This window comes from Stenotrophomonas sp. STEN029, assembly GCF_056760015.1.
The window spans coordinates 1-25296 of record NZ_JBRREC010000022.1; the positions used below are offsets into that span (position 1 = coordinate 1).

Annotated in this window: 18 protein-coding genes; 6 read left to right on the plus strand and 12 right to left on the minus strand. The window is 61.2% G+C overall.

Annotated elements, in window-relative coordinates:
- Positions 1-131 precede the first annotated feature (131 nt).
- From ACVOLI_RS07100 to ACVOLI_RS07110, 3 genes are all read right to left on the minus strand, one after another.
- The gene (locus tag ACVOLI_RS07100; protein WP_481534098.1) at positions 132-1166 is read right to left on the minus strand and encodes a hypothetical protein; all 1035 of its coding nucleotides are present in this window, start codon (positions 1164-1166) and stop codon (positions 132-134) included.
- 60 nt (positions 1167-1226) lie between these two features.
- Positions 1227-2141: an AEC family transporter gene (locus ACVOLI_RS07105; RefSeq protein ID WP_481534099.1), complete on the minus strand. Its 915-nt coding sequence runs from the start codon at positions 2139-2141 to the stop codon at positions 1227-1229.
- 105 nt (positions 2142-2246) lie between these two features.
- On the minus strand, positions 2247-2885 hold the full coding sequence (locus ACVOLI_RS07110; protein WP_481534100.1) for a tetratricopeptide repeat protein: 639 nt from the start codon (positions 2883-2885) through the stop codon (positions 2247-2249).
- Between the two features lie 167 nt (positions 2886-3052).
- Here ACVOLI_RS07110 and ACVOLI_RS07115 point away from each other — a divergent pair, with 167 nt between their 5' ends.
- Positions 3053-6763 carry an indolepyruvate ferredoxin oxidoreductase family protein gene (locus ACVOLI_RS07115; protein ID WP_481534101.1) on the plus strand — a complete coding sequence of 1237 codons (3711 nt, stop codon included), beginning with the start codon at positions 3053-3055 and terminating at the stop codon, positions 6761-6763.
- A 111-nt stretch (positions 6764-6874) separates the two neighbouring features.
- On the opposite strand, the gene ACVOLI_RS07120 is transcribed toward ACVOLI_RS07115, so the two are convergent.
- From ACVOLI_RS07120 to ACVOLI_RS07135, 4 genes are all read right to left on the minus strand, one after another.
- Entirely contained in the window at positions 6875-7279 is a 405-nt protein-coding gene (locus tag ACVOLI_RS07120; RefSeq protein ID WP_481534102.1) for a hypothetical protein, read from the minus strand.
- Between the two features lie 152 nt (positions 7280-7431).
- Positions 7432-12000: an AAA family ATPase gene (locus tag ACVOLI_RS07125; RefSeq protein WP_481534103.1), complete on the minus strand. Its 4569-nt coding sequence runs from the start codon at positions 11998-12000 to the stop codon at positions 7432-7434.
- A 217-nt stretch (positions 12001-12217) separates the two neighbouring features.
- Entirely contained in the window at positions 12218-12646 is a 429-nt protein-coding gene (locus tag ACVOLI_RS07130) for a hypothetical protein (protein ID WP_296249037.1), read from the minus strand.
- Between the two features lie 258 nt (positions 12647-12904).
- Positions 12905-13324, minus strand: a complete 420-nt coding sequence (locus ACVOLI_RS07135) for a hypothetical protein (protein WP_296249040.1) — start codon at positions 13322-13324, stop codon at positions 12905-12907.
- Positions 13325-13461: 137 nt separating this feature from the next.
- On the opposite strand from ACVOLI_RS07135, the gene ACVOLI_RS07140 reads away from it, so the two are divergent.
- A complete protein-coding gene (locus ACVOLI_RS07140; protein WP_481534104.1) occupies positions 13462-13737 on the plus strand; it encodes a hypothetical protein in 276 nt (91 codons plus the stop codon).
- A gap of 121 nt (positions 13738-13858) precedes the next feature.
- On the opposite strand, the gene ACVOLI_RS07145 is transcribed toward ACVOLI_RS07140, so the two are convergent.
- The 3 genes from ACVOLI_RS07145 to ACVOLI_RS07155 all read right to left on the minus strand — a co-directional run bounded on the left by ACVOLI_RS07145 (position 13859) and on the right by ACVOLI_RS07155 (position 16483).
- Positions 13859-14530, minus strand: coding sequence for a hypothetical protein (locus ACVOLI_RS07145; RefSeq protein WP_481534105.1), 672 nt, complete (start codon positions 14528-14530; stop codon positions 13859-13861).
- A gap of 147 nt (positions 14531-14677) precedes the next feature.
- The gene (locus ACVOLI_RS07150; RefSeq protein WP_296249044.1) at positions 14678-14944 is read right to left on the minus strand and encodes a hypothetical protein; all 267 of its coding nucleotides are present in this window, start codon (positions 14942-14944) and stop codon (positions 14678-14680) included.
- A 585-nt stretch (positions 14945-15529) separates the two neighbouring features.
- Positions 15530-16483, minus strand: coding sequence for a helix-turn-helix domain-containing protein (locus ACVOLI_RS07155; protein WP_481534106.1), 954 nt, complete (start codon positions 16481-16483; stop codon positions 15530-15532).
- 136 nt (positions 16484-16619) lie between these two features.
- Here ACVOLI_RS07155 and ACVOLI_RS07160 point away from each other — a divergent pair, with 136 nt between their 5' ends.
- The 3 genes from ACVOLI_RS07160 to ACVOLI_RS07170 are packed head-to-tail and all read left to right on the plus strand — an operon-like array spanning position 16620 to position 20486.
- Positions 16620-17006, plus strand: a complete 387-nt coding sequence (locus ACVOLI_RS07160; protein WP_481534107.1) for a hypothetical protein — start codon at positions 16620-16622, stop codon at positions 17004-17006.
- On the plus strand, positions 16996-18216 hold the full coding sequence (locus ACVOLI_RS07165) for an MFS transporter (RefSeq protein WP_481534108.1): 1221 nt from the start codon (positions 16996-16998) through the stop codon (positions 18214-18216). Before ACVOLI_RS07160 ends, ACVOLI_RS07165 begins: the two co-directional genes overlap by 11 nt.
- 17 nt (positions 18217-18233) lie before the next feature.
- Positions 18234-20486, plus strand: coding sequence for a TonB-dependent receptor (locus ACVOLI_RS07170; protein ID WP_481534109.1), 2253 nt, complete (start codon positions 18234-18236; stop codon positions 20484-20486).
- Positions 20487-20640: 154 nt separating this feature from the next.
- Here the strand turns inward: ACVOLI_RS07170 and ACVOLI_RS07175 are convergent, their stop codons facing one another.
- A complete protein-coding gene (locus tag ACVOLI_RS07175; RefSeq protein ID WP_481534110.1) occupies positions 20641-22542 on the minus strand; it encodes a M61 family metallopeptidase in 1902 nt (633 codons plus the stop codon).
- A gap of 48 nt (positions 22543-22590) precedes the next feature.
- Positions 22591-23226, minus strand: coding sequence for a DUF938 domain-containing protein (locus ACVOLI_RS07180; RefSeq protein ID WP_481534111.1), 636 nt, complete (start codon positions 23224-23226; stop codon positions 22591-22593).
- Positions 23227-23380: 154 nt separating this feature from the next.
- Here ACVOLI_RS07180 and ACVOLI_RS07185 point away from each other — a divergent pair, with 154 nt between their 5' ends.
- Entirely contained in the window at positions 23381-25009 is a 1629-nt protein-coding gene (locus tag ACVOLI_RS07185) for a TldD/PmbA family protein (protein ID WP_481534112.1), read from the plus strand.
- The last annotated feature ends 287 nt before the right edge of the window (positions 25010-25296 follow it).

Genomic DNA, 25296 nt, shown 5'->3' on the forward strand with positions numbered 1-25296 from the left:
GCTGACTTTGCTGCAGTTCTTCGCGGCAGTACTATCTGATGCTGTGCGTGCTTCGCGGCTTACGCCGCTCCTACAACCAGAAGCGCAGCCCGGCTGCGCTTTCCCTGGCTACGGGCGTGAGGCTGCTCTAGTCAGGGCGTTGCCAACTCAGGCTGCCAATCAACAGGCGGCGTCACCGGCACGCCATAGGCTGCAAGCAAACGGCGCATTGCTGGAACCTCACCCTGTTCTGCAAGCCAACGGGCGTACTCGGCTGGACTCACCTTGATGTCCTTTCTGGTTTCATCACCAATTATGTCGGTCGCTCCCGTCGTGATCCACTGCAGCTCGCGCTTGCGTGCAGACCACGATGCCTTCGCCGGCCCTTGCTCCAGCTCGGCCATGCGCGAAGCCCCATAGCCGGCAACCAGAAGCGAGCTGCTGTTCGCCATTACATTGAACAGGTATCGACATTGCTCCCGTTTTGCCGCGTCGGGCAAGGATTTGGGGCAGGTCTCGGTCGCCTGCTTCAGATCCGCCGCAAAGTGCATTGCAGCGATGCTGAACAAAGCAACGGTCCGCTCCTGTTCAAGATAGCTGCCGCTGTTATGACGCTCCCACTCAGCTGCTTGCGCAGGATCAGCCAGCGGCCAGGGATAGTCGCGCGTGGCCACATCCATGACGCCTATCAACGTTGCTGCAGGATCACGGTAACGCGACGCTTTTGCCACGCGCTGCCAGGCGCGCTCCGCCTCGATCGGATCCTTGCGGTGCTCGGCCAAGCGCATCAACAACAGCTGGCTTCCAGCATCTTGCGCATCCACGGTCGCAAGCGTGACGCGTGCCTGCTCCACATCGCACTCATCAACCCGGATGCAGCGGGTAACCGCGGCAGCCGCGATCACTGGATCCTCGCTGCCGGTGCGTATCGCACGCATCAACCAAGTGTCAGCCTCCGGCGAGTAGCTGGTTTTCCCACGTGCCAGATCCAGGCTCATCGGTGCCAGCAGCCATGCTGCATACAGCTTGCGCGGCTGACCGCTTGCAGCGAGCTCCCGCCCAAACTGCAACCGTGCGGCGTTGCTCGCTTCGATCTGCGCGAGCATATGCTCCGGAGTGGCTTCAGCTTTTGTCGGCTTCGCAAGCGCGCCGCCCGTTGCCGCCATCAAGGCCAAGCCAGTGAACATCAACCAAGGTCTACGCATCCTGCTCTCCCCGTTGTGAAGCATCCAAGCCCATATCCTGACTCAAACCAGCCGGTTCAGCACCCAGACCCAGGCCGGCAGCGTGATCAACGACAACACAATGCCATAACCCACCATCGCCGCTGCCAAGCGCGGTGCCAGCCGGTGTGAAATGGCCAGGGCGGCGGCGGTGATCATTGTCGGCATCGCGGTTTCCAGCACATTGACCCGCAGCATTTCGCCCTGCAAACCGAATGCCCACGACAGCGGCAACGCCACGGCCGGCAGTACCAGCAACTTGAGCAGCAGACCGACGCCAAGCGGCGCCAACTCCGTGCGCGACAAGCGCAGCTGGATGGTCAGGCCCACTGCCAGCATCACCAGCGGCAGCATCGCGTCGGATACGTTCTTCAGTGCGCCAGCAATCCATGTCGGCGGTGATGCCGGCATCACCAGCAGGGCGAAGATCAGTGCCCACAGCGGCGGAAAGCGGGCGATGCGCAGCAGTATCTGGCCGGTACTGGGCGGGGAATCACCGCTGTAACGCGCCAGCACATACAGGCCGAAGGTCGACAACATCACGAAGGTGCCGAACTGGTCATAGACCACCGCATACGGCAGGGCGTGGTCACCCAGCAGCGCGCGCACCATCGGGTAACCGATGAAGCTGGAGTTGCACAGCGCCACGCACAGCAGCAGCACCGCATGTACCTGCCGCTCGAAACCGAACACGCGAGTGGCCAGGCTTACCAGGGCCAGCGTCAGCAGCATCAGCAGCCACGGCGTGAGCATGATGCCGATCAACGAGGCATCCAGCTGCAGGCGCGGTACATAGGTGAGCACCGCTGCCGGCAGGCAGATGTACAGCACCACCTTGTTGAGCACGTCGGCGGCGTTGTCCGGGAATACCCGGAAGCGTGCGAATACCATGCCCAGCGCGAGCATGGTCAGGATCAGTGCGAAAGCGTCGAATGCCATGGTGCAAGCATGCGCCGGGCTGCCCCGCAGGGGGAATCAGCGCCGGCTCAAAGTCTCCTGTTACGGCATCCGCAGTGGCGCGGATGCCGGCCTACGGGTGCCGCATTACGGCCATGCCGGCGGATTGGCCGCCCACGCCTGCTGTACCTGGGCCAGCTGCGTGCGTTCGGCGTCATTCCACGTCGGCAGCAGCTGCGCATACGCCGCGGTATCGCTCCATTGCCCCGGCTCGGTGCGCACGGCGGCCGCATACCAGGCCACGGCTTCGTCCTTGCGCTCCAGTTTCCACAGCACCAACGCCAACGTGGTCGGCAGCCACGACGGGTTGCCACGGGTGCTTTCGGCGGCCTTGCTCCACAGGTTCAACGCGTCCTGCGCATCGCCGCGGCGGTACAGATCCCAGCCGTGGTTCCAACGCAGGCTACGGGCCTGTACGGAGGTATCCGCCACGGCGCCCATGGCCTCGTCATACAGCTTGCCACCCAGCTCGGTACGTCCATCGCGGTAAGCGATGCTGGCCAACTGCGCGGTAGCTTCCACGCCCTTGCGGCCGCGCTCGCGCAGCTTCATCAGCTGATCGACCACATCCGCCTGTTCAGGCGGCACGACATGGAACGGCTTGGCCGCCACATCGTCATCGAAATAGAACTCGTTGATCTTCGGCAGGCTCTGTGCCTGAACATTTGCAACAAACAAGCCCGCCAGCAGCAGCGCGCCAGCGACCATGCGCTTTGTAACCCCCATGACTGCAATCCCCATCAAACAGTTATCCCCCACCTGGCCCCGATCCTAACCGCTCCGGGCGCTACGCGCGACGGGTTACAGGGTGATGAAAGCCCCGCTGCTACAATCCGCGGCTGCCACCGGTCCGTCGGTCGGCACCTGCCAGCCGTTTCCGCAATGGGCCAGCCATGACCAGTACCGCCGAACTTACTTCGCCTGCTTCCGCCAACGATCCGCTGATCGGCGTGCGTGATTCCGATTACACCCTGGAACACAAATACACGCGCACCGATGGCCGCATCTACCTGAGCGGCGTGCAGGCCTTGGTACGCCTGCCCTTGATGCAGCAGCAGCGCGACGCCGCGGCCGGGCTGAATACCGGCGGCTTCGTCAGCGGCTACCGCGGCTCGCCGCTGGGCGGCTTCGACCTGGAGCTGTGGCGCGCGCGCAAGCACCTGGAAGCGGCCAAGGTGAAGTTCGTGCCCGGCCTCAACGAAGACCTGGGCGCGACCATGGTCTGGGGCACGCAGCAGACCAACCTGTTCCCCGGTGCCAACGTCGATGGCGTGTTCGGCATGTGGTACGGCAAGGGCCCGGGCGTGGACCGCTGCGGTGACGTGTTCAAGCACGCCAACGCCGCCGGTGCCTCGAAGCATGGCGGCGTGCTGGCGCTGGCCGCCGACGACCATGCCTGCCGCAGCTCCACCCTGCCGCACGGCAGTGAGGAGGAGTTCGTCAGCGCGATGATGCCGGTGCTGAACCCGGCCGGCGTGCAGGACATCCTCGACATGGGCCTGGTCGGCTGGGCGATGAGCCGCTATACCGGCCGCTGGATCGGCTTCAAGACCATTGCCGAGACGGTGGAATCCTCGGCCTCGGTGGACGTCAACCCGTTTGCCCGCCAGATCATCCTGCCGGAAGATTTCGACATGCCCGCCGCCGGTCTCAACATCCGCTGGCCGGACCCGCCGATGGAGCAGGAAATGCGCCTGCACCGTTATGCGGTGAAGGCGGCGCAGGCCTTTGCCCGCGCCAACGGCATCGACAAGGTGGTGATGGATTCGCCGCAGGCGCGGCTGGGCATCGTCACCACCGGCAAGAGCTACCTGGACGTGCTGCAGGCGCTGGAATACCTGGGCCTGGACGAAAAGGCCTGCGCCGACATCGGCATCCGCGTCTACAAGGTGGGCATGACCTGGCCGCTGGAACCGCAGGGCATCGGTGAGTTCTCCCGCGGCCTGCAAGACATCGTCGTGGTGGAGGAGAAGAAGGCCTTCATCGAGCGGCAGATGAAGGAATACTTCTACAACTGGCCGGCCAACTGGGGCGCGCGCCCGTCCATCGTCGGCAAGTACGACGAGCAGGGCGAGTGGATCCTGCCGTCCACCGGCGAGCTGACCCCGGCGACGATTGCTGGCGTGATCGGCCGCCGCATCCAACGGTTCTTCAACACCGAGTCGATTGAAGAACGCCTGCGCTGGATGGACGTCAAGGAAGCCGAGATGGCCCTGCCGCGCGCGCAGTTCCCGCGCGTGCCGCACTACTGCTCCGGCTGCCCGCACAACACCTCGACCAAGGTGCCGGAAGGCTCGCGTGCGCTGGCCGGCATCGGCTGCCATTACATGGTGACGTGGATGGACCGCGACACCGACACCTTCACCCATATGGGCGGCGAAGGCGTCACCTGGGCCGGCCAAGCCGCGTTCACCGACACCGAGCACGTGTTCCAGAACCTCGGCGACGGCACCTATTTCCACAGCGGCTCGCTGGCCATCCGCCAGGCCATCGCCGCTGGCGTCAACATCACCTACAAGATCCTCTACAACGATGCGGTGGCGATGACCGGCGGCCAGCCGGTGGACGGCACCCTGACCGTGCCGCAGATCGCCCACCAGATGCGTTCGGAAGGCGTGCACACCATCGTGCTGCTGTCCGACGACATCCAGAAGTGGAAGTCGCGCCGCCACGAGTTCCCCAGCGATGTTGAGTTCCACGACCGCGCCGAGCTCGACGCCGTGCAGCAACAGCTGCGCACGGTGAAGGGCACCAGCATCCTGATCTACGAACAGACCTGCGCCACCGAGAAGCGCCGCCGCCGCAAGCGCGGCAAGATCGTCGACCCGGCCAAGCGCACCATGATCAACTCGCTGGTCTGCGAGGGCTGCGGTGACTGCGGCGAGAAGAGCTTCTGCGTCTCCGTGCTGCCGAAGGAAACCGAATTCGGGCGCAAGCGCGACATCGACCAGTCCAACTGCAACAAGGATTTCACCTGCACGACGGGCTTCTGCCCGAGCTTCGTCACCGTGCACGGCGGCCAGCTGCGCAAAGGCAGCAAGAGCAGCGCCGCCAGCCTGCTCGACAACCTGCCGGCGCCCACCTTCCGCACCGATTTCTCGCAGCCCTGGAACATCCTCATCACCGGCGTCGGCGGCACCGGCGTGGTGACCATCGGCGCACTGCTCGGCATGGCCGGCCACCTCGAAGGCAAGGGCGCCAGCGTGCTCGACCAGACCGGCCTGGCGCAGAAGGGCGGTGCAGTCACCACCCATATCCGCATCGCCAACCGCCCGGCCGACATCCACGCCGTGCGCATCGCCGCCGGTGAAGCCGACCTGGTGCTGGGCTGCGACATGGTGGTGGTCAACGACTACTGGGCGCTGTCCAAGGTGCGCGGCGAGCGCTCGCAGGTGGTGTTGAACACCTACGAAGCGATGCCCGGTACCTTCACCACGCATCCAGACATGCAGTTCCCGGCCGCCGACATCATTGCCGGGGTGAAGCTGGCGCTCGGCGGTCGCGACCCGATCCTGCTCGACGCCACCCAGCTGGCCACCGCCCTGCTCGGCGACGCGATTGCCTCCAACCTGTTCATCCTCGGCTTCGCCTGGCAGCAGGGCCTGGTGCCGCTGTCACTGGAATCGCTGATGCGCGCGGTGGAGCTCAACGGCGCCGCCGTGAGCATGAACCAGACCGCGTTCGCCTGGGGCCGTCTTGCGGCAATCGATCCGCAAGCCGTGCAGCAGGCCGCCGGTCTCATCCACAACGCGCCGACCGATGCCGAGCGCAAGCCGGCCGCGCTGCGCGAACTGCCGCCGGGCGAATGGGAGGGCAACGAAGCCGGCGCACCGTCGGCACCGCGCAACCCGGGCAACGAGCCGGACGTGCGCGGCCTGCCCGCCGCCAGCCGGACCAGCGGCGAAGCCGCGTTCGCATCGCTGGACGATGCGCACCTGTCGCGTTCGCTGGACGAGTTGATCGCCCGCCGCAGCAGCTTCCTCACCGATTACCAGGATGCCGCTTACGCCAATCGCTATCGCACGCTGATCGATGCCGTGCGCAAGGCCGAGCAACAAGCGATCCCGGGCAGTACCGCATTGAGCGAGGCCGCCGCGCGCTACTTCTTCAAGCTGATGGCCTACAAGGACGAATACGAAGTGGCCCGCCTGTACACCAGCGGCGACTTCGCCAAGCGCGTGGCAGAGAAGTTCGAAGGCGACTACGAGCTCCGTTTCCACCTTGCCCCGCCGCTGTTCGCCAAGCGCGACGAACACGGCCAGCTGCAGAAGAAGGAATACGGCCCGTGGATGTTCAAGGCCTTCGGCCTGCTGGCCAAGTTCAAGGGCCTGCGCGGCGGCCGCTTCGACGTATTCGGTTACACCGAGGAGCGTCGCGGCGAGCGTCAGTTGATCAGTGACTACGAGAAGACCCTGCAGGAACTGATCAGCGGCCTGGATGCGCGTCGTCTCGCACTGGCGGTGGATATCGCCAACATCCCCGAGCACATCCGCGGCTACGGCCACGTCAAGGAAGCGCACCTGCACGAAGCCAAGGCCCGCGAAGCCGCGCTGCTGGCAACGTGGCGCAACCCGAAGGCGCTGCATATCGTGCAGGCGGGCTGAGAAGGCAACAGACAGGTTGCCTCTGCGCCATGCAACCTAGGGGGTTGCATGGCGCGGTCTGAGCTTCAGCGCTGAAGTTGAAGCTGCGGGTCGCTACCGACTGAACTTGCGTCAGCGGATCTTGAAGTCCATGGACACCAGCGAGGGCCGCGCTTGCCCGCCTACCTGTGCCGGCGTCCATTGAACGCCAAGAATCATCTGCTTCTCCTGGTCGGTCAGCCCCGATCGGGAGGGATAGGAAACGATGGCGTCCTGCGGCTTGCCCGTTTCGTCCAAGACAACCACGACGCAGGTCAGGCTGCTGCCTGAGCGCATCCAGATACCCCGCGGAAACTGGGGGAGCTTCTCCACCGGTTGCGACTCCACATCCGCGGTTTCACCCATCACGTGATCGGGAAGCAGCTTCTGGATTTCTGCCAGAAGCGGCGCTTTTTCGCATGAGCGGATGGGGCGGTCGCGGGCCGGAGCGCTGTTTGCCGCTAGAAGCGTTACTGCGAAGACCATGATCTTGAGCATGTGTTCCAACCTCCCGATGATTCGATATCCGCCGGACTCGCTTGGAACTGAGTCTGGAAACGCGCGGATTCTATTCGATGTCAGCTTCCGGCCAGAAGCGGCCACACACAAATTAGCTTTCCCCAAGTTCAGCACTGACTACTTGTCAACGGTCATGGTCGCTCAGCGGCCTTCAACCAATCGGCCACGCCATTGACTCCAAGCGAAAGCAGTGTGTCTTGTACGACGACTACACGTTGTAGCATCGCGCCATAATCGGACTCTTCTCGTTCTTCTGCTTCAGCAAAGAGACGGGTCATTAATTGGGTAAGTCTACCCTTATGATCATATAGATATGGCCTGCAATGGAGTGCATAGGTCAGATAAATCTCGGCGGCAGTCAAAGCTAGTTCGGGATCATGCTGTGCGGTCGCATTGAGCCATTCGTGAAACCCAAAAAGACGACGGTGTTTCTTCTCATTGTTTTTATCGCTTTTGAATAAATCGAAACAGCGCTGAATCAGACTTATCGGAACAGAAATTAGCGCTGACTTATCATGGAAAAGTTGCCCCATCTGCTCCGCAACCGCTTCGGCGTGAGCAGCGCCAGAGTTCAAGCCCTCATCCAAACCTAAAAAGCATTGCTCCCGATGCTGCTGGATGTTTTCGCAGTTTGTCCAAACAGTTGCCGCCCCCTGCCAAGCCTCTGTTTTATCTAGCACTTTCAATTCCTCCAACAATGTGGAAAAGTCGATTTGTCGCCCCATGGCCGCTAGCGCAGAAATACGCCCCCATGTTTCCAGGTCTTCTTTTTTGCCTTCGTCACGGAGACGCGCCAGCAAAGGCTTCACCACTTCAAAATGATTGTGATAGGAATAATAAAGACAGGGCTCCGCAATTTCCCAAAGCCTTTCCGCATCTATCATGACTAGGTGAAATAATTTCCAGCCCAGATCAAAAGCTCTGCTTTGCATGTATGGCAAGCGGCGCAGAATCAGCGAACGAACCGCAGGGTTCTCGTCACTGGCAAAACGGCATAAGGCAGGAGCCAGCAACTTAGGAAATTCAACCCCGCGCTCATGTAGATTATTCGCCAGAATCATCAAGGCATCAGCAATATCTCCCTTAATCATATTGATTCCAATGGAGATCAAACCGACGTTATCTCCCTTTATGGGATCCTCTTCACGAAGGCCTTTAAATTCCAAGGCAAGGAAAATAAGCCGCTCGGCAGCTTCTGCATCATATATGACGTTAGAACATGCTTCCAGCGCCTTGGCTGCAGAGCGATTGCGTTTCCAATACTCTTGATGCCTTTCCAGTTCATCAAAAATCAGTCCGACCAAGATAGAAGCATCGGCCTCTTCGACAGGCGCCCATGTGCTATTAGCTCGTAGATTCCCATGACGATGAGCCAGATAAGTAGCGACACCATCCATTATGTCGCCCCGGAACCGCTCTGCAATATCTAACCAATACTTAGGAAGTAAGTGTAGAAACCGCATTGGGTGACGGGAAGAAGCTTCTTGAAGTTGCGATCCAACCTCGCGCTCACCACCAACCAGAAAATCTTCAAAATCACTTTTATATCCGGCATAGTGCGACAACAGGCGTAATATCCCGGAATCACCTGAATTGAGAAATTCCTCGTATGAGAACGGCGCGCGCACCATGCCGCCACGCGAGCGAATATCTGGCTGCTGAATCAGCGCACCAGCTTTTCTCTCATAGGTATCCAACACTTCCTGTGCTTCTGGAGAGCGCTGATAGCAAGGGATCGGGGCGATAAAGCCGGCCTTTTTCTTTAAAACCCAAAAACGGCTGGATTCATCCGAAATATTCTTACCATCCAGACTCAAGATGTTTTCCATCACAGCATCTTGCGTTGCGGCATCCAGCAAGATGAATGCCGATTTAATCAGCAACCCTAATTCGTAGCAGAGATAAAATTCCAGAAGATTATGGTCGCTTAGCATGCGCCCTACCAAATCGATGTTGGCTTCAGGCGACGCAGTGCATGCGCGGATAGCGAAATAGATTAATGCTCCTTCACGACTGGAACATAGGCGCTCTCGGTTATTTTGCCACCATTCGGAGTTTGTTTTAACATGATGAAAGATGGCCACCTCAAATGCATCAAACAAGACATGGATACTGTCTACATATCGAGTATCCCTCTGACTGTGCGTATCCTCATATGAGGTGTCACTCAAAAATCCGTACCGGTAACCGATGCGGGTTTCACCATCCCGCGATGCGCGAACACTGCTCCAGCGCTCAATCGACTCCAGAGCTAATTCCAGCAATGCTGTGGAGTGCCTCATCCGGTGACGGATGAAATTTTCCTCTCTATCCCCAAACTCATGCGCATCGCAACGTAACTTATTATTGAACTTAAACTCAAGCAAGTCATCGTCACTAATTTCGCCTGCGACATAGCGCCAAAGCATGGAATCATTTACCACACCTGTTGAAACACAACGCGCGATGACTCTTCCGAGAGAGCTATGTTCAGAACGTGGCATATCGAGCAGTCGCTCAAGTAGAGGAACAACCAGTGAAGTATTATCGGATTTTATCTCGGACAGATGGAATCCGAGTTGCTCCGCAATACTATTTCTGTCCAGCCAATCCAGCGAGAGCGCTTCCGTCCATAACGCGAGCACGCCGGGGGCATCAGCCCCGCCCCACTGAACTGCCCGATAAACATGCCTGGTTATTCCATCTGCATCTCGTTTGTTTCTCAATTCGGGAACAAGATGCTTTAACCAGAAGTAATGCCACTCAATAGCTCCAGCGCCGTAGATTACCTGAAATACGTCAAGGTGCTTTTCGCGTAGTTCGCGTATGAGTGACCAGTCATCGTCCTCGGGCTTTTGCTCAGAGAATGATTCTGCAACCAAGCGCCTGATATGGAAGGCTGCACCACCAGTTAATACGGAACGTATCTGCTTTCTGAATTCGCGGCGCTCGCCTAGCGCGAGCTGGCTTACAAAACTGCGGATGCTGGGACGGACGAATGGAACGGGCGGCAGCCCTTGAAGGAATCCGTTCAAGGTAACGCCATTGCGCACTGCTCCACTGATGACCAACACGTCCAACAAGGTTTGATGGCCGAACATCAGTTTCCCATCTTGAGTTTCTTGCATCACATTGAGACTGCAAAGCGCCCGAAGAATTTCCCGCGATGCGCCAAAACGTTGATTCGGCACAGCCAGACTGCGTGAACTCAGCATATCCGAGGCTATGGCTTCAATCGCCTGCATTGCCTCATCCCCCAACGTACTGTTGGCCCGCACGATAGTATCGAGATAGCGTTGCGCTAGGGCTTGACTGGTTACTACATTGAAGCTGCCCTCGCGCTGGGCCAGTTCGACGAACAAAGCTAGTTCTCGCGGATTCTTTATCAGTTCTCGAGTAACCTCATCGATGGACGCGGTTGCAATTCCCAATTTGTTGAGAAGTGGCGCAGTTTCAGCATCCCAGTCCAACGGGTGACACTTCAATTCACAATCCCATTTCCTTTCCGCGATTCGGCGGTCGTAATGCCTGTCAAAGTCGCGGCAAGCAGTAACCACTGTGACATTGGGGACCAACAGCAAACGGTCTATCTGCGCCAAAAAATAGGTCAGTACACGATGATCGCGAGCGATGGAAAGTACATCCAGCGAATCTATGACTACAATTACATGCGCACTTTCAGCTAGACGAGCAGCTTTCTCGACCCATTGTTCGGGCAAGCCCTGAGATTGTCGATCTTCCGCCGAAACCAAATCCGCGAATTCGCGCGACTGAATGAAGAGCGGCACAATGTCCGAGCGTGTCTGCGCTTGCAGCTCCAAAACCTCCTGTAAGGCGAGCATTACACAGGTTTTTCCAGAACCCGGTAATCCTGCGAGCAAGATAGCTCGCTTTTTTTCATAGATTGCAGCAAGTAGCTCGTTCACAGTCGAGCAGGGAATCCGTTGCCCCGCAATATCTTTCCTCCATGATCTGCCGATGCCGGACGTACTCGCAAACGACAAACGCACTTCAGCAAGATCCATGGAAGGAGCCAGTAGGGCCCCGGCCTTATGAAGTATGGCTTTTAGATTATCTTTTGTTAGCCGGTGCCGAATCGCGGACGTGCTATCGCCCCCCATACGCGCACCGAGTTGATCGAGCCCCCCCCACAGGGCATTAAATGCGGCGTCCGGATTGCTCGCCATGTTGCGCAAGCGTTCGCGCAGAAGATCAACCATGCGCTCCAGTTCATCACTGGTCACAAATTTTATGCGGCGGAGAAACTCGTAGGAGGAAAGGCTGGGGGCGGACGGAGCAAGCCTTGCCACTAAAGCTGCATCTGTCGCTTGATGCCCTTTACCTAAACTTGCTTGATAACTAAGCGCATCATACTGAGTTGAGCTGTGTTCCCTCAACTTCGCAAGATCACCAAAATTGTTTCGCGAGTAGAAACGCACCTCGGCATTCTTGTTACTACCAAGCAATTTTGATGCCTTGCCTAGCTCATCCGAAAGATCAGCTATTGACCATGATCTGAAATCGGTCTGGTTTTTCTTGCACTGACAAGCGATCAGGGTTCCGTCGGCTCTGCCGACCACCACATCGTCCACCGAATACGCTATCGAATCGACCTCAAGCCAAAGACATTCTGGATCAGATATGACTGTCAATGCCCAATCAAATGCCACAATTGTCTGATAACCGTCCCCTCTATTGGAGTGTATGCCTGCATTGCTCATCTGCCGCCCCCGTGTTGAGATGCATACATCCACTTGTTCTGACACACGCCAGTTTATTACAGGCCCTAACGAAGGAATAGGTTCGAGCATCTGCTTCGGGCCGGATAAACCTTGCGTCCAGAAGCGGGAGTATTACTAAAAGATGGCCGGCTTCAAACCGGAGCGATTCAGACTTCCGCCTACAAAAAACTGCACACGCGTCGTGCTCAATTCCCCCTCATCCCCGTGCAGTCTGCTCGCCAAAGGCCAACCGTAAAGCTTCGGTGTCGCCACTCAACGCGGCACGCATGCGGCCCTCGTCCAAAGGGCGTACCACCCAGTCGACATCCCATTGGAAGCCATTACGTCTTGAAATCGGAATGGCCAGATACCAACTTGGCCCGGGCCCGACGCAATACCAGAATGCATCGTCTGAGGCCTGCGCCATCCAGCGCGGCCCCGGTTGCTGCATACCATCGAACCGTCCTTGCACCTGTTTTACCACCTGTACTTGGGCACCGGTGAAGGCAGCACCATCGCGCGACGGAAACCGCAGCCGCTCGAATGTCTCCTGGCGGGCAGCCCGCAACCGCTGCGGGCCGTTGAGTTGCGCAGCTGCCGCCATCACCACCCCCATTCCCAGCAATATCACCAATGCGCTCTTCATGACGCCCTGTCCGTAGTACTACCTAAACCGTCAATGATAACGATCAGCTGCAGCAGGACGCTGCACTCCGGCTACGGCAGTAGAGCGTCGAGCAAGCCACCAGAGCAGGAAAGCTGTAGCTGGATTGACCCTTGCCTTGGCGACTCAAGGTGAATCGCCAAGTTCTTCCTAGGTGGGATGACGCCTTGCGACCAGGAGTATCCGCTCGCAACAGACACTCAGTTCGAGCCGCAAAGCGACTTCGGCTCAAATGAGTTTCTAGGGGGTAGCTTTGGGCCATTTTGAGAGAGCGCCGACAAGCTTGACGCGCTCCAGGAACGTCCCTGCTGGCTTCCTTGGAACGAACACGCGGATGCTGCTGCGGGGGTTTGCGTCAAGGAACAGTTCTGCTTGGTAGTCACGGTCCGAACCCTGCTCATACCACCTTACGGGCTGCCCAAAGGCAATGCCGACTTCCGCTCGGGTCAGGTCCACGCCCACCAGAGGTGGCGTGTTGCCTCGAAAGAGCGTGAATGCAGAAGTGCCATCTGCCTCCACGGCGTGACACACAACCTCATCACCCGGCCCATAGTGGCCCGACCAGTGGACTCGCGCACCTGGCGGCAACTCCGGGCATCGCAGCTCCGCGGCAGCCGTGATCGGGAACAGCGCAATCGCAAAGAGAACAGAGATATTCATGTGCGCCCCCAACGCTTTAACCAAGTCGCGCCGCGAAGCGACGTCGGCTTGAATGAAATGCCAGCGATCAACCCGGCACCAGAATGCCAAAGAGTGCCTGCCAATGTCGACTGAGTCCAAATCAAGGGACTCATGGATTGGGGTCGCCGTTCCGGCGCGAAGATGTTGAGCAGTTGGGGCGTGATGCCACTGAAGTACTGCGCTTGCGCTGCCCGGAGCTGGTTGTCGAGCATGAGCGGCGTGGTTGGCCGCTGCCTTCGGTCATTGATCGGGTTTACGACAATGCCGCTATGCGGCGGGCCTTGGGTTGGGAGCCTGCGTTTGGCTTCGGTGAAGTGTTGGCGCAGGTGGATCGGCGTAGTTTGGAAGTGTTGCCTTATACGCGCGGTTTTGTTGATAGGACTGTGGATTGATTCGGTTGCATTAGTTAGTAGGTCTGCAGGGGGTGCTTGCTTCGCGGCTTACGCCGCTCCTGCAAAAGAAGGAGCCTCCCGCTGCTGATGCAGATGCAGATGCGCAGGCAGGACACCGTCTTCAGCGCCCTGCGTGTTTGCCTTCGCTGTCTGTCCCGGCCGCGCGACTCTTTGCGAACTCCGGGAAGGTCGCTTCCAGGCTGTCCTTGTCCGGCAGGATGTAGAACAGGCCGCCGCGCTCGAATGTCGGGCTGACGATCTGTTCGTAGAAGTCCGGCGCGATGTTGATGCAGCCGTGGGTGACACGGTTGTCGTCCGGCGTTGGCGATGCGAGGCGCTCTACACGTCGTTCGGCCGGTACGCCGGTAGCGGTGGGATGGATGGAGACCGCGGAATCGTAGTCCACCCACAGCACGCGCCCCGCATCGAGCGAGGGACCGAAGCCGCCGATGAAACGACCCGCAGGTGTGGTGCGGTCGCGGCCCGGAATCTCGCGCAGCGCGAGGCCGGCGACGCCGGGGGCTACGTGATCGCCGGTTGCCGAGCCAAACAGTCCAGGCGTGGCGCCGCGCAGTCGGCCGTCGCCACTGAACACCAGGATCTGTGCAGCGGCCTTGTCCATGATCGCGAAGGGATAGCCCTGGTTGTCCTTGCTTGCGACAACCCAACCGGCGAGTTCGATCACCGTGTCAGACACCTTCTGGTCGGGCGGAAGCTGATCGACGGCGCTTGCCGTTTGTTGCACGGTTGCATCCTTGGCGCTGGCTTCGTCGATGCTCGCGAACGCCAGCACGCCAAGGGCGGCGAGGATTGCAGGGTAGGTATGCGTACGGATGGGACGGTTCCTTGCAATGAAGACTGATCGAGGGGAGGAAGCCAGTGGCCGGTCAAGGCCACCGGATCCTGAATTCAGATATTCATCATGAATCGAGCGGAGCGATCAGCCGCGCGGTGTGCGGCGTGGTGCCCTTTCGAGTTGCTGGACGCGACCTTCGATTTGATCCAGTCGTTGGTTGGCCTGCTGTGCGGACTGATTGGCGGACTCGGCACTCTGTGCCGCGCCCTGTACCCTCGTGTCGAGTTGGTCGAGGCGTGAGTTGATCCCTGCAAACTCTTCTTTATAGGTTGCACAGGATGCCAGGCTCATGACGACGACTGCCACGCCGAGCGTACGCGCCATCACCATTTTCTGCTTGGTCATGAACATTCCACTTCCTCCTACGTTTGGGGGATCTCGAATATAGCTACGTTTTTGCAGAGCAGCGTGATGCACTTTCAGCTGACGTTTGCACAGATAAATGAACTGTGAAGGTGCTTGAATGAGCAGCGTTGCGGCTTGAATTCAGCAAGCTCAAGGAATGCCGTTGAATTTGATGGACCAATGCGTGGTGCTCGCAGTCATCTATGCAGATATGAGGTGAAAATTTGTCGGCAAACAGGTGTTCGCTTCCGCACTGATTGGCATGCAGTGATGTCTTCGACTTGCCAATTCATCGGTATGAATTGGCATCGTGGTCGGCTGCGAGGCGTGCACGAAGTTGGTGTGATCTCTGTATGCAACACGCAGCTGTTGCGTCGCGCGGTGTGGTTGCTTTGAGTCACGCTGTTTATCAGGACGTTCGGCGCAATGATCACGTTCTGCGCGTTTGCTGATCAGTTCGTTCGCTGCCAGCAGGTATCGTTGAATGCACGAACCGTGCAGACGTTTGGTTTTGGTGGCTTCGCGGCTTACGCCGCTCCCACAACCTCCACAATCAACGCGACCGCCGCAGCGTCCACAACACTGTGTTGGCTACTTCAGCTGCGAGGGTGATGTGCCGTAGTGGCGCTTGAACGCGGCGCTGAAGCTGCTGGTGTGCGCATAGCCGGCGATGGTGGCAGCTACATCCACGGGAACGCGCTGGCGCAGCAGTGCCTGGCGGGCGCGTTCCAGCCGTAGCTCGCGCTGGTAGTTGGCGATGCTTTGGCCATGGCAATGCTGGAAGCCACGCTGCAGGTCCACCGCATTGGTGCCGAGCTGGCGCGCCATCTGCGCGATGCTCAGTGTGTCGGCCTCTCCACTTTGCAACCACTGCTGCAGGCGGATGACGCAGCGCTGTAGGTGCGCACCCAAAGGCTTCTCGCTGCCCTCGCTGGCCAGTGTCTGCAGCACGTCCGCCGCCAGTTCCAGGGCAAAGCTCTCCTGCTGCAGGCGGCGCAGCAATGGCAGCGAACCGGTCTTGTTCTCCAGCAGTTGCGTCGCCCGCTGCAACAACGGCGCCGGCGGCCGCCATGCATGGTTGTCGGCATGGCCATTACAAACGCGTGCCAATCGGGCACTGCCACGGGAATCGGCATGCAACTGCCGCTGCAACCAGTCATCGCTGAGGTGCAGGCTGACCTTGCCTTCCTGTCGTCCAGCCTGCCAATGGCGTTGGAAGCTCTCTTCCTCACGCAGGTGGACCAGCATGGTCGGCATGCGCCGATGGTTGCCCTCCAGCCGCAAGCGATGCTTGCCGATGGCAACGTCGGCCTCGCCATCCACCAGGAAGCCGGCAGTGATGCCCGCTGCCAGGCGGTTGTGGCTGCAGCCGCCCACCATGTCGCGGCTACGGCTCAAGTAGAGCGACACGCCATCGTCCAGCGCGTGCACCTGCTGCCAGCCGGCCAGCACCGGCGTGGCGTCGGCCATGCCGGCATCGAAATCAACCTGCCCGCCCAGCGCGTGGGCTGCGGTCATCAGTTCGGCGCAGGTGAAAACCTGCATGCAGGGCATCCCGGAATGTGGTCCTGCCTAAATTTTCCTTCGCGGCGCCTAAACTTTCAATGGTATTGATAACTATTCTTATTTGAGGGGCCGCGTATGGACGGCCCTGCCCCGTATTCAGCGAAGGTCAGTGGCAATGGGTTTGACGATCAAGCAGGCGGCCGTGGTCCGCGCCGTGTTCCACGATGCGGTCAGCGCGGATGAGATCCGCCACTGGCTGCAGCGCGTGGAAGCCTTGATCGTGGCCGCCACACCGTTCTACTTCATCGCCAGCACCGTGCCCGGTGCCAGTTTCAGTGAGGATTACCGCGCCATCCAGGCGCTCTGGTACAAGCAGCACAAGCCGGCCTTCCGCGTTTACTGCAAGGGCCTGGTGCGCATCGCCAGCAGCGCCGCCGAGCAGCAGCGGCTGGATACGCCGGCCCTGCATGCGGCCTGGGGCGTGCCCTATTACGTCACCACTGACGACGCCGACGGCATGCGCTGGGTCGGCCAACAGCTGGAGCACACAGATGCGTACTGAGCACGGTGCGGCCTCGCGTTTCGGCCTGGGCGTGATCGTGGTGCTGTACATGGCGCATGCGCTGCCGCTGTATTTCTACAACGTGGCGGTACCCGCCATCCTGCGCAGCCAGGGCGTGGACCTGCGCTGGATCGGCATGCTGTCGCTGCTGTATCTGCCGTGGGCGTTCAAGTTCCTGTGGGCACCGCTGGTGGACCGCTGGCATCTGCCTGCCCTGGGCCGGCGCCGCAGCTGGTTGTGGCTGACCCAGTTGCTGTTGCTGGTCGGCATCCTGGTGTTGGCCTTCACCGGCCTGGACCATGGCCTGACCGTGTTCGTGCTGGTCGGCATGTGGATCTCCACCATTGCCGCCACCCAGGACATCGCCATCGATGGCTACACGGTGGAAGCATTGGCACCGGCCGAGCACCGCCTCGGCAGCATGGCGCAGAGCGTGGGCGTGGCGCTGGGCAGCATGGTCGGCGGTGCAGGCGTGCTGTGGCTTTACGAAACCCGCGGCTGGAACGTGGCCCTGCTGAGTCTGGCGGCGATGAGTGCCTTGACCCTGTTCGCCGTGCAGCAGATCAACGAGGTGCCACGGCCGGCGGCCAGCCAGCGGCCGAGCGTGCTGCGTGCGCTGCGCCGGCCCGAGCTGCGCTGGGCGCTGCTGCTGATCGTCCTGTATCGCATGGTGGAGGCACCGGCGATGGCGATGGTCAATCCGCTGCTGGTCGACCAGAAGTGGAGCCTGACCGAGATCGGCCTGCTGATCTCGGTGGGCGGTGCCGGCGTTGGCATGTTGGCTGCGGTGGGCGCGGCTTGGCTGCTCAAGCAGCGCAGCGCCGAACAGCTGCTGATGCACGCCGGTTGGTGGCGCACGCTGCTGTATGTACTGCTGGCCGCCTTGCTGTACAGCGGTGTGCTTGCCTCCTCGCAGTTTGGGCTGGGCGCGCTGGTGATCGCCCTGCTGGCCCTGCGCTATGTCGCCATGACCAGCCTGTATGCCTTGTTCATGCGGCTCAGCTCGCGCGAGCAGGCCGGCACCGACTTCACCCTGCTGGTGTGCTTCGAACTGCTGATCTATTTCATCGGTGGTGCCTTGTCCGGCTTCCTCGCCAAGGGCCTGGGTTACCCCGCTTATTACGTGGCGCTGGCGATCGTCTCCGCGCTTGGGTTGCTGTTGTGCCGGCCGCTGCTGCGCCGCTTCGCGCCCTCTCCTTCTTCTCCCTGATACGTTCCGAGGACACCATGCGGCATACCGCAGCAACGCTTCCGCTCGCCCTGCTGAGCCTGGCCATCAGTGGCCAGCTGGCAGCACAGGCCAACACCACCAGCGGCACCCGCCAGCTGGATGCCGTCAGCGTTACCGCCGTGCGCGGCGCACGCAGCGTGGCCGAGATCGCCGGCACCGTGTACGCCATCGAGCGCGAGCAGATCGCCCAGCAGACCGCTGCCGGTCGCAGCACCGCCGACATCCTCGGCCAGCTGGTGCCGTCGCTGGCGCCGGCCAGCGGCACCACCAGCAACTACGGCATGACCATGCGTGGCCGCAGCGTGCAGGTGATGATCGATGGCGTGCCGCTGACCGGCGCACGTGATGGCTCGCGCCAGCTCAACAGCATCTCGCCGACGATGATCGAGCGCATCGAGGTGATCTCCGGTGCCACCGCGCTGTACGGTGCCGGTGCCAGCGGCGGCATCATCAACATCATCACCCTGCAGCCGGGCGACGCGCCGGTGCAGCTGGCCAGCCAGCTCGGCCTGCGCACGCCCTCCGATGTTTCCAGCGACAACCTGGCCTGGAACGCCGCGCAGACCATGACCGTGCGCGGTGACACTTTCAGCGGTGCATTTGGTATCGCCTATGGCCGCCAGGGCGCATCGCTGGATGCGCATGGCCGCCGCATCGGCCCGGAGATCGCCCAGACCGACCGCCAGGACACCGAGACCAAGGAACTCAACGCGCGCCTTGAATGGGCGCTTAGCCCGGCCCAGCAGCTCAGCGTGGGCCTGCGTTGGTATGACGACCAGCAGGACAGCGACTACGGCCCGGACTACGGCCCGCGCCTGGCAGTGCTGTTCAATCCCGCCTACCAGCCCAGCCACAACGCCGTCGATGGCCTGCAGTTGAACGCACAGCCGCGCACCCGCCACCAGGGCGTCAATGCGCAATACCGCAACCGCGATGTGTTCGGCGGCCAGGAGCTGAGCGTGGAAGCCTATTACCGCAATGAGCAGGGCCGCTGGTTCCCGTCGGTATCGACGCTGGTGCATCCGGCGCTGCCCGGCGGCTATGCCTATGTGGCCATGCAGTCCAATACCGACATCGACGTCTGGGGCTTGCGCAGCGCCCTGCACAAGGGCTTCGATATCGGCGGGCGCAGCCTGCAGCTGTCCTATGGCGTGGACCATGAGCGCGAAGAGGACAGCCAGCGCGGGCAGATGTACGACATCAACCGCTTCATCGCCAGCAACGGCCTGAACTACGTGCCGACTGCACAGTACGCGATGGGCCCGGATGTGCGCGTGGACACCACCGGCCTGTTCCTGCAGGCCGACCACGCGCTGAGCGAACGTTTCAGCGTGCAGGCCGGCGTGCGCCACCAGATCCTGCGCAACAACGTGGACGATTCGCTGCCCTACACCGAGGCGATCACCGCCGACGCAGTGGCCGGCTACCAGCCGCAGCTGCTGGCCGGTGGCCGCGTGCGTCATTCGCAGACGCTGTTCAATGCCGGCGTGGTCTACAAATTCAGCGATGCGCAGCAGTTGTTCACCAACTTCTCGCAGGGTTTCAGCCTGCCCGATACGCAGCGCATGCTGCGTGACGTGCCGGCCAACTTCGTCATCGACAGCCGCAACATCGGCCCGATCAAGGTCGACAACTACGAGCTGGGCTGGCGCTTGAACAACACGCAGCTGCAGAGTGCGGTGACCGCGTTCTACAACCGCTCGGACAAGACCGTGCAGTTCAACCGCAACTACAGCGTGTCAGTGGCCGATACCGACGAGCGCGTCTACGGCGTGGAGGCCAACCTGCGCTATACGCCTACCCCGCAGCTGGAACTGGGTGCCAGCGTGGCCAGCACCCGCGGCCAGTACCGTGATGCGGCCGGCCAGTGGCGCGAGCTCAATGCGTTCCGCGTATCGCCATTGAAGGCAGGTGTGCATGGCCAGTGGCGTTTTGCCAACGATAGTCTGCTGCGCCTGCAGGGCCAGGCGGTCGGTGGCACTGATGATGCGTGGCGTGACGCGCAGCTGGCCTCGGTCAGCCCAACCATCCGCGCGACCCCGGCAGCGAAGATCCGTGGCTATGCGGTGTTCGACCTGATTGGCGAGCTGCCGCTGGCGGGTGGGCGTTTCAGCGTGGGTGTCTACAACCTGGTTGATCGCGACTACAAGACGGTCTATGGCCAGCAGGCGGAAGCGACCTACGGCAAGCTGTCGAGCGTACCGGCACAGGGGCGTACGTTCGGGGTTGGGTATCGGATCGAATACTGAGGCTGTTGCTTTCGCTTGAAGCCCCTCTCCTACGGGAGAGGGGTTGGGGTGAGGGTTGGGGCGAAGCCCGCGCGATACTTTTCACGAGGCTTCGCTCTTACCCTCATCCGCCCCGTTGGGGCACCTTCTCCCGGCGGGAGAAGGAGGTGGCTCGTTACCGCTTCGCCGCCAGAATCCGCGTCAACAAATCCGCCGTCCCCGCAATCCGCCGCAGATGCGGATACCGCACACCTTCGCGGTAATCGATACGCACGGTACGGAAGCTGTCCGCCTGTCGCACGATCAACTCGATCGGTGTGCCGTTCTGCTTGCCATCAATCAGCGCCTGCTTGATCCGGCCGCCGCTGTACGCCAGGCCATTCACCGCAATAACCGTCACATCCTTGGCCAAGCCCGCATTGAACGCGGGGCTGTCCCAGCCCACGGCCTGCAGCACGCCATCATTGCCGATCTTCAAACCCAAGGAGTACTGCAGGTCAGTAGCGCCATCGGCCTCGCCATCGGCAACCACAAGATTCGGCTGGTCATCGAAGTACAGCTCCCAGCCCGCAGCGCTCAAGCCATCCGGCGCCTTGCCATCACGCGCATCCAATCGGCTGCCGATGAAGGCATCCCAGTTGCCGGGCTGCACCGCTTCCAGGCCCTGCATCACGTCAGCGCGATCGTACAGGCGGATCTCGCCCTGCTTGCCGCCCTGGTGGAAGCGCTTGGCGAAGTCGTCCAGCGTGACTTTGCCTTTCGACAAGCTGCGCAGGCGTGCATCCACGCCCAGCCACAGCAACGTGCTCTCGTTATAGAACTCGAACGCTCGCTGCCAGTCGGCCCAGGCCTGCGGCTTGGAATTGAAGTCGAGGATGCCCTGGTGCACGGTGTCGTGCAGGTCGCGCCATTGCCGGCCCGGCTGTGTTGCGTAGTTGGCCTGCAGCTGTGCCAGCATCGCCATCGCATAGTCCGGCTTCCACAGCCCTGAACGTGCTGCCAACACCACCGCCCAATACTGGGTCTGGCCCTCGTACATCCACAACTCGTCGTTGTGCATCGGTGCGTTGTAATGCGGTACCCAGGTCGGGCGTGGACGCCAAGCCTTGCCTACCCATGCATGCGCATATTCGTGCGGCAGCAGGTCGTTGTCGAGGAAGGGCCGCTCGCCACGCAGGTAGCCGTCGTGCATGCCGTTTTCGCTGCTCTGCGCATGCTCAAGACCGATGCCACTGAACACGTCCGATACCGCCAGCAGGAAGTTGTAACGCGTGTACGGACGCGAACCGAATACTGCATCGGCCTCGCGCACCAGCGCGCGATGCGCATCCAGCACCTTGGCATCGGCCTGCAGGCCCTGCGGGTTCTCGCCGACCACGTCCAGCCACACCGGTTGTTTGGATGTCTCGTCCAGCGCGAAGCGCTTGAAGTACTGGCCGGCAAATACCGGCGAATCAATCAAGGTCATCAGCGACACCGGCGCGTACTGCTCATTGCCGTCGCTGCGCTGTGCAACATCCAGCGCGGTGCCGCTCTGCCAGCCGTCGGGCAGGCGCAGGCTGGGTTTGATCTGGATGCCGCGTGCGTCATAGCCGGCCGGGTACAGCAGCACGCGATGCCATTGCAGGTCGAGCATGTTCGGCGTCATCGCCACCCGGCCCTGGTCGCTGGCAGTCGGTGACAGGTACTGGAACTCGATATCCAGCACGCCGACGCCTTCCGGCACCTGCAGCTTGAACGCATACATGTCGCCGGAATCACGCGCCCACTGCAGCACCTGGCCGTTGCCGCGGATGATCAGCCCGGCCATCTGGTTGATCGGGCCAGTTGGCGCGTGATTGCCTGGTATCCACTGCGGATACCACAGGGTCAGCGCACCGGCCGATACCGGAATGCGCTGGTGCACACGCTGGATGCGGCGCTGGATGTCGCTGGCATCCACCTCCAGCTCGATCACGCCCGGGTAGCTTGCCTGCACCTGCATCGCCGCTGCCCGCGCATCCAGCGGCTGCGCCTGCAAGCACGCCAGCGGAGCAAAGCCCAGCACCATCGCCACCAACCACTTACGTCCCTGCATCACGCCCCGCCCCTTGCCTGAAGTCTTCGCATCCTAGCCCGCCCGGCTTCAAACGCGCATCCGTCGCCATACCAGGCAACGGTTGTTGGCCGGCATCGCCACGTCCTCTTGCAGCTCCAGCTGCTGCGCGCGTGCCAGGGCATCAACCGCCTCGAAATCGCGGATGCCAGAGCGCGGGTCCCGCGCCTTCAGCCAGCCGTCAAAGTTGCGGTTGCTGTCGCTGGTGAAGGCACCGTTGTAGTTGAACGGGCCATAGGCGACCAACAACCCTTCTGGCGCCATAAGCGACGGCAGCCCGGCAAACAGCGCCTGCACCTGCTCCCAGCCCATGATGTGCAGGGTGTTGGCAGTGAATACGGCATCGAAGCCGGCCACGCCGTCATGCACCGGCAGCGGCGGCAAGGGCTGCAGGCCTTCGCCAATCACTGCCTGCAGTTCCAGCGGCACAGGCGTATTCGGCAGCGCCGCCTCGTCCAGCCACTGGCGTATCCCGGGCAGGTAGTCGCAGTGATCGCTGGCCTGCCAATGTAGCCATGGCATCGCAGCGGCGAAATGCACGGCATGCTGGCCGGAGCCGCTGCCGATCTCCAGCACAGTGCGGGCCTGGCCCAGATGCTGTTGCAGGACCTGCAGGATGGGTGCGCTGTTGCGCTCGCAGGATTCTGAGTACGGCTTGCTGGTCATCGCGTGGGGCCCGGGGAATGCTGCGCAGATTGTGCCGCAGTGCCTGTTTGCCGCCATGCATGACCATGGTCACTTGTGCCTGAACCCCCGTGCCGCCGAGATTCAACGGTCTTGTGCGATGCGCTGCATCGCTGGCTCTGGAGTTTCGCCCCTCATGCAACGCCGCCAGTTTCTTTCGCTCTCCGGCCTCGGCCTCGCCGGCTTCATGCTGCCCAATGCACAGCTGATCGCCGCCGAAGAATTATTGGCCCCGGCCGATGTGGCCAAGAAGAAGCTGCTGGCCGACACCGTGCTGGCGCTGGCCAAGCAGGGCGGTGCCAGTTACTGCGACGTGCGCATCGGCCGCTACCTCAACCAGGCCATCGTCACCCGCGAAGACAAGGTGCAGAACGTCACCAACAGCGAGTCGGCCGGCGTCGGCATCCGCGTGATCGTCAATGGTGCCTGGGGCTTTGCCGCCAGCAACCAGTCCACCGCGCAGGGCGTAGCCGCCGCGGTGGCACAGGCGATTGCCATTGCCCGCTCCAACGCGAAGATCCAGACCAAGCCGGTGCAGCTGGCACCGACGCCGGGCGTGGGCGAGGTGCAATGGAAGACGCCGATCCGCCAGAACGCGATGGCGGTGCCGGTCAAGGACAAGGTCGATCTGTTGCTATCGATCAATGCGGCGGCGATCAATGCCGGCGCCAACTTCATCAACTCGCAGCTGTTCCTGGTCAACGAGCAGAAGTACTTCGCCTCCAGCGATGGTTCCTGGATCGACCAGGACGTACACCGCATCTGGCTGCCTTTCACCGCCACCGCCATCGACAAGACCAGCGGCAAGTTCCGCACCCGCGCCGGGCTGTCGGCGCCTGCCGGCATGGGTTGGGAGTTCCTCGACGGCAATGCCGCCGACAAGCACCAGCTACCCGGCGGCGTGGTGGCCTACGGCCATTCCTATGATCCAGTGGAAGATGCGATTGCCGCTGCCAAACAGGCGCGTGCCAAGCTCACTGCGCCGTCGGTGAAGCCGGGCAAGTATGACCTGGTGCTGGACCCGTCCAACCTGTTCCTGACCATCCACGAGAACGTCGGCCATCCGCTGGAGCTGGACCGCGTGCTGGGCTACGAAGCCAACTACGCAGGCACCAGCTTCGCAACGCTGGACAAGCGCGAGGCCGGCTTCCGCTGGGGCAGCGACATCGTCAACTTTACCGCCGACAAGACCGTGCCTTACAGCCTTGGTGCGGTGGGCTATGACGATGAAGGGGTGAAGACCAAGCAGTGGGATCTGGTCAAGGACGGCATCCTGGTCAACTACCAGGCCACCCGCGACGAAGTGCATATCCTCGGCGAGAACGCCTCGCACGGCTGCAGCTATGCCGACTCGTGGAAGAGCGTGCAGTTCCAGCGCATGGCCAATGTGTCGCTGGCGCCGGGCAAGACGCCGCTGACCCCAGCGCAGATGATCAAGGACGTGGAGAACGGCATCTACATCCACGGCCGTGGTTCGTATTCCATCGACCAGCAGCGTTATAACGCGCAGTTTGGTGGGCAGCTCTGCTACCAGATCAAGAACGGTGAGATCGCCGGCATGGTCGAGGATGCGGCCTACCAGATCCGCACGCCGGAGTTCTGGAATGCCTGCAGCGCGATCTGCGATGAACGCGATTTCCGCATGGGCGGTTCGTTCTTTGACGGCAAAGGCCAGCCGGGGCAGGTATCAGCGGTATCGCACGGTTCGGCGACGACGCGCTTTGATGGGGTGAACATCATCAATACGGCGCGGTCGTTGGGGTAAGGCTGGAGCTGGAGCTGGAGCAAAAGCAGAGGCAGAGGCAGAGGCAGGAGCTTGCCCTCACCCCAGCCCCTCTCCCGCCTAGCGGGAGAGGGGCTTTCAAAGCAAAGCAACCGCAACCGTAACCGCAAAAATCAAAGTCAAAGCAAGAGCGAGAGCCAGAACCAGAGCAAACCCCTCCCCAACCCTCCCCTTCGCTGCGCGAAAGGGAGGGAGCGGTCCGTGCAATCGCGGAACTGCTGACGACCTTTGCTTGTGCCCCCTCCCTTTCGCATAGCGAAGGGGAGGGT

Excerpts from the sequence above, each read along its gene's own strand:
- ACVOLI_RS07185 (WP_481534112.1), top strand. The coding sequence starts at position 23,381 with ATGCAACGCCGCCAGTTTCTTTCGCTCTCCGGCCTCGGCCTCGCCGGC.
- ACVOLI_RS07150 (WP_296249044.1), bottom strand. The coding sequence starts at position 14,944 with ATGTTCATGACCAAGCAGAAAATGGTGATGGCGCGTACGCTCGGCGTG.
- ACVOLI_RS07160 (WP_481534107.1), top strand. The coding sequence starts at position 16,620 with ATGGGTTTGACGATCAAGCAGGCGGCCGTGGTCCGCGCCGTGTTCCAC.
- ACVOLI_RS07120 (WP_481534102.1), bottom strand. The coding sequence starts at position 7,279 with ATGCTCAAGATCATGGTCTTCGCAGTAACGCTTCTAGCGGCAAACAGC.
- ACVOLI_RS07100 (WP_481534098.1), bottom strand. The coding sequence starts at position 1,166 with ATGTTCACTGGCTTGGCCTTGATGGCGGCAACGGGCGGCGCGCTTGCG.
- ACVOLI_RS07180 (WP_481534111.1), bottom strand. The coding sequence starts at position 23,226 with ATGACCAGCAAGCCGTACTCAGAATCCTGCGAGCGCAACAGCGCACCC.
- ACVOLI_RS07135 (WP_296249040.1), bottom strand. The coding sequence starts at position 13,324 with ATGAATATCTCTGTTCTCTTTGCGATTGCGCTGTTCCCGATCACGGCT.
- ACVOLI_RS07110 (WP_481534100.1), bottom strand. The coding sequence starts at position 2,885 with ATGGGGGTTACAAAGCGCATGGTCGCTGGCGCGCTGCTGCTGGCGGGC.
- ACVOLI_RS07155 (WP_481534106.1), bottom strand. The coding sequence starts at position 16,483 with ATGCAGGTTTTCACCTGCGCCGAACTGATGACCGCAGCCCACGCGCTG.
- ACVOLI_RS07115 (WP_481534101.1), top strand. The coding sequence starts at position 3,053 with ATGACCAGTACCGCCGAACTTACTTCGCCTGCTTCCGCCAACGATCCG.
- ACVOLI_RS07165 (WP_481534108.1), top strand. The coding sequence starts at position 16,996 with ATGCGTACTGAGCACGGTGCGGCCTCGCGTTTCGGCCTGGGCGTGATC.
- ACVOLI_RS07175 (WP_481534110.1), bottom strand. The coding sequence starts at position 22,542 with ATGCAGGGACGTAAGTGGTTGGTGGCGATGGTGCTGGGCTTTGCTCCG.
- ACVOLI_RS07130 (WP_296249037.1), bottom strand. The coding sequence starts at position 12,646 with ATGAAGAGCGCATTGGTGATATTGCTGGGAATGGGGGTGGTGATGGCG.
- ACVOLI_RS07125 (WP_481534103.1), bottom strand. The coding sequence starts at position 12,000 with ATGAGCAATGCAGGCATACACTCCAATAGAGGGGACGGTTATCAGACA.
- ACVOLI_RS07170 (WP_481534109.1), top strand. The coding sequence starts at position 18,234 with ATGCGGCATACCGCAGCAACGCTTCCGCTCGCCCTGCTGAGCCTGGCC.
- ACVOLI_RS07105 (WP_481534099.1), bottom strand. The coding sequence starts at position 2,141 with ATGGCATTCGACGCTTTCGCACTGATCCTGACCATGCTCGCGCTGGGC.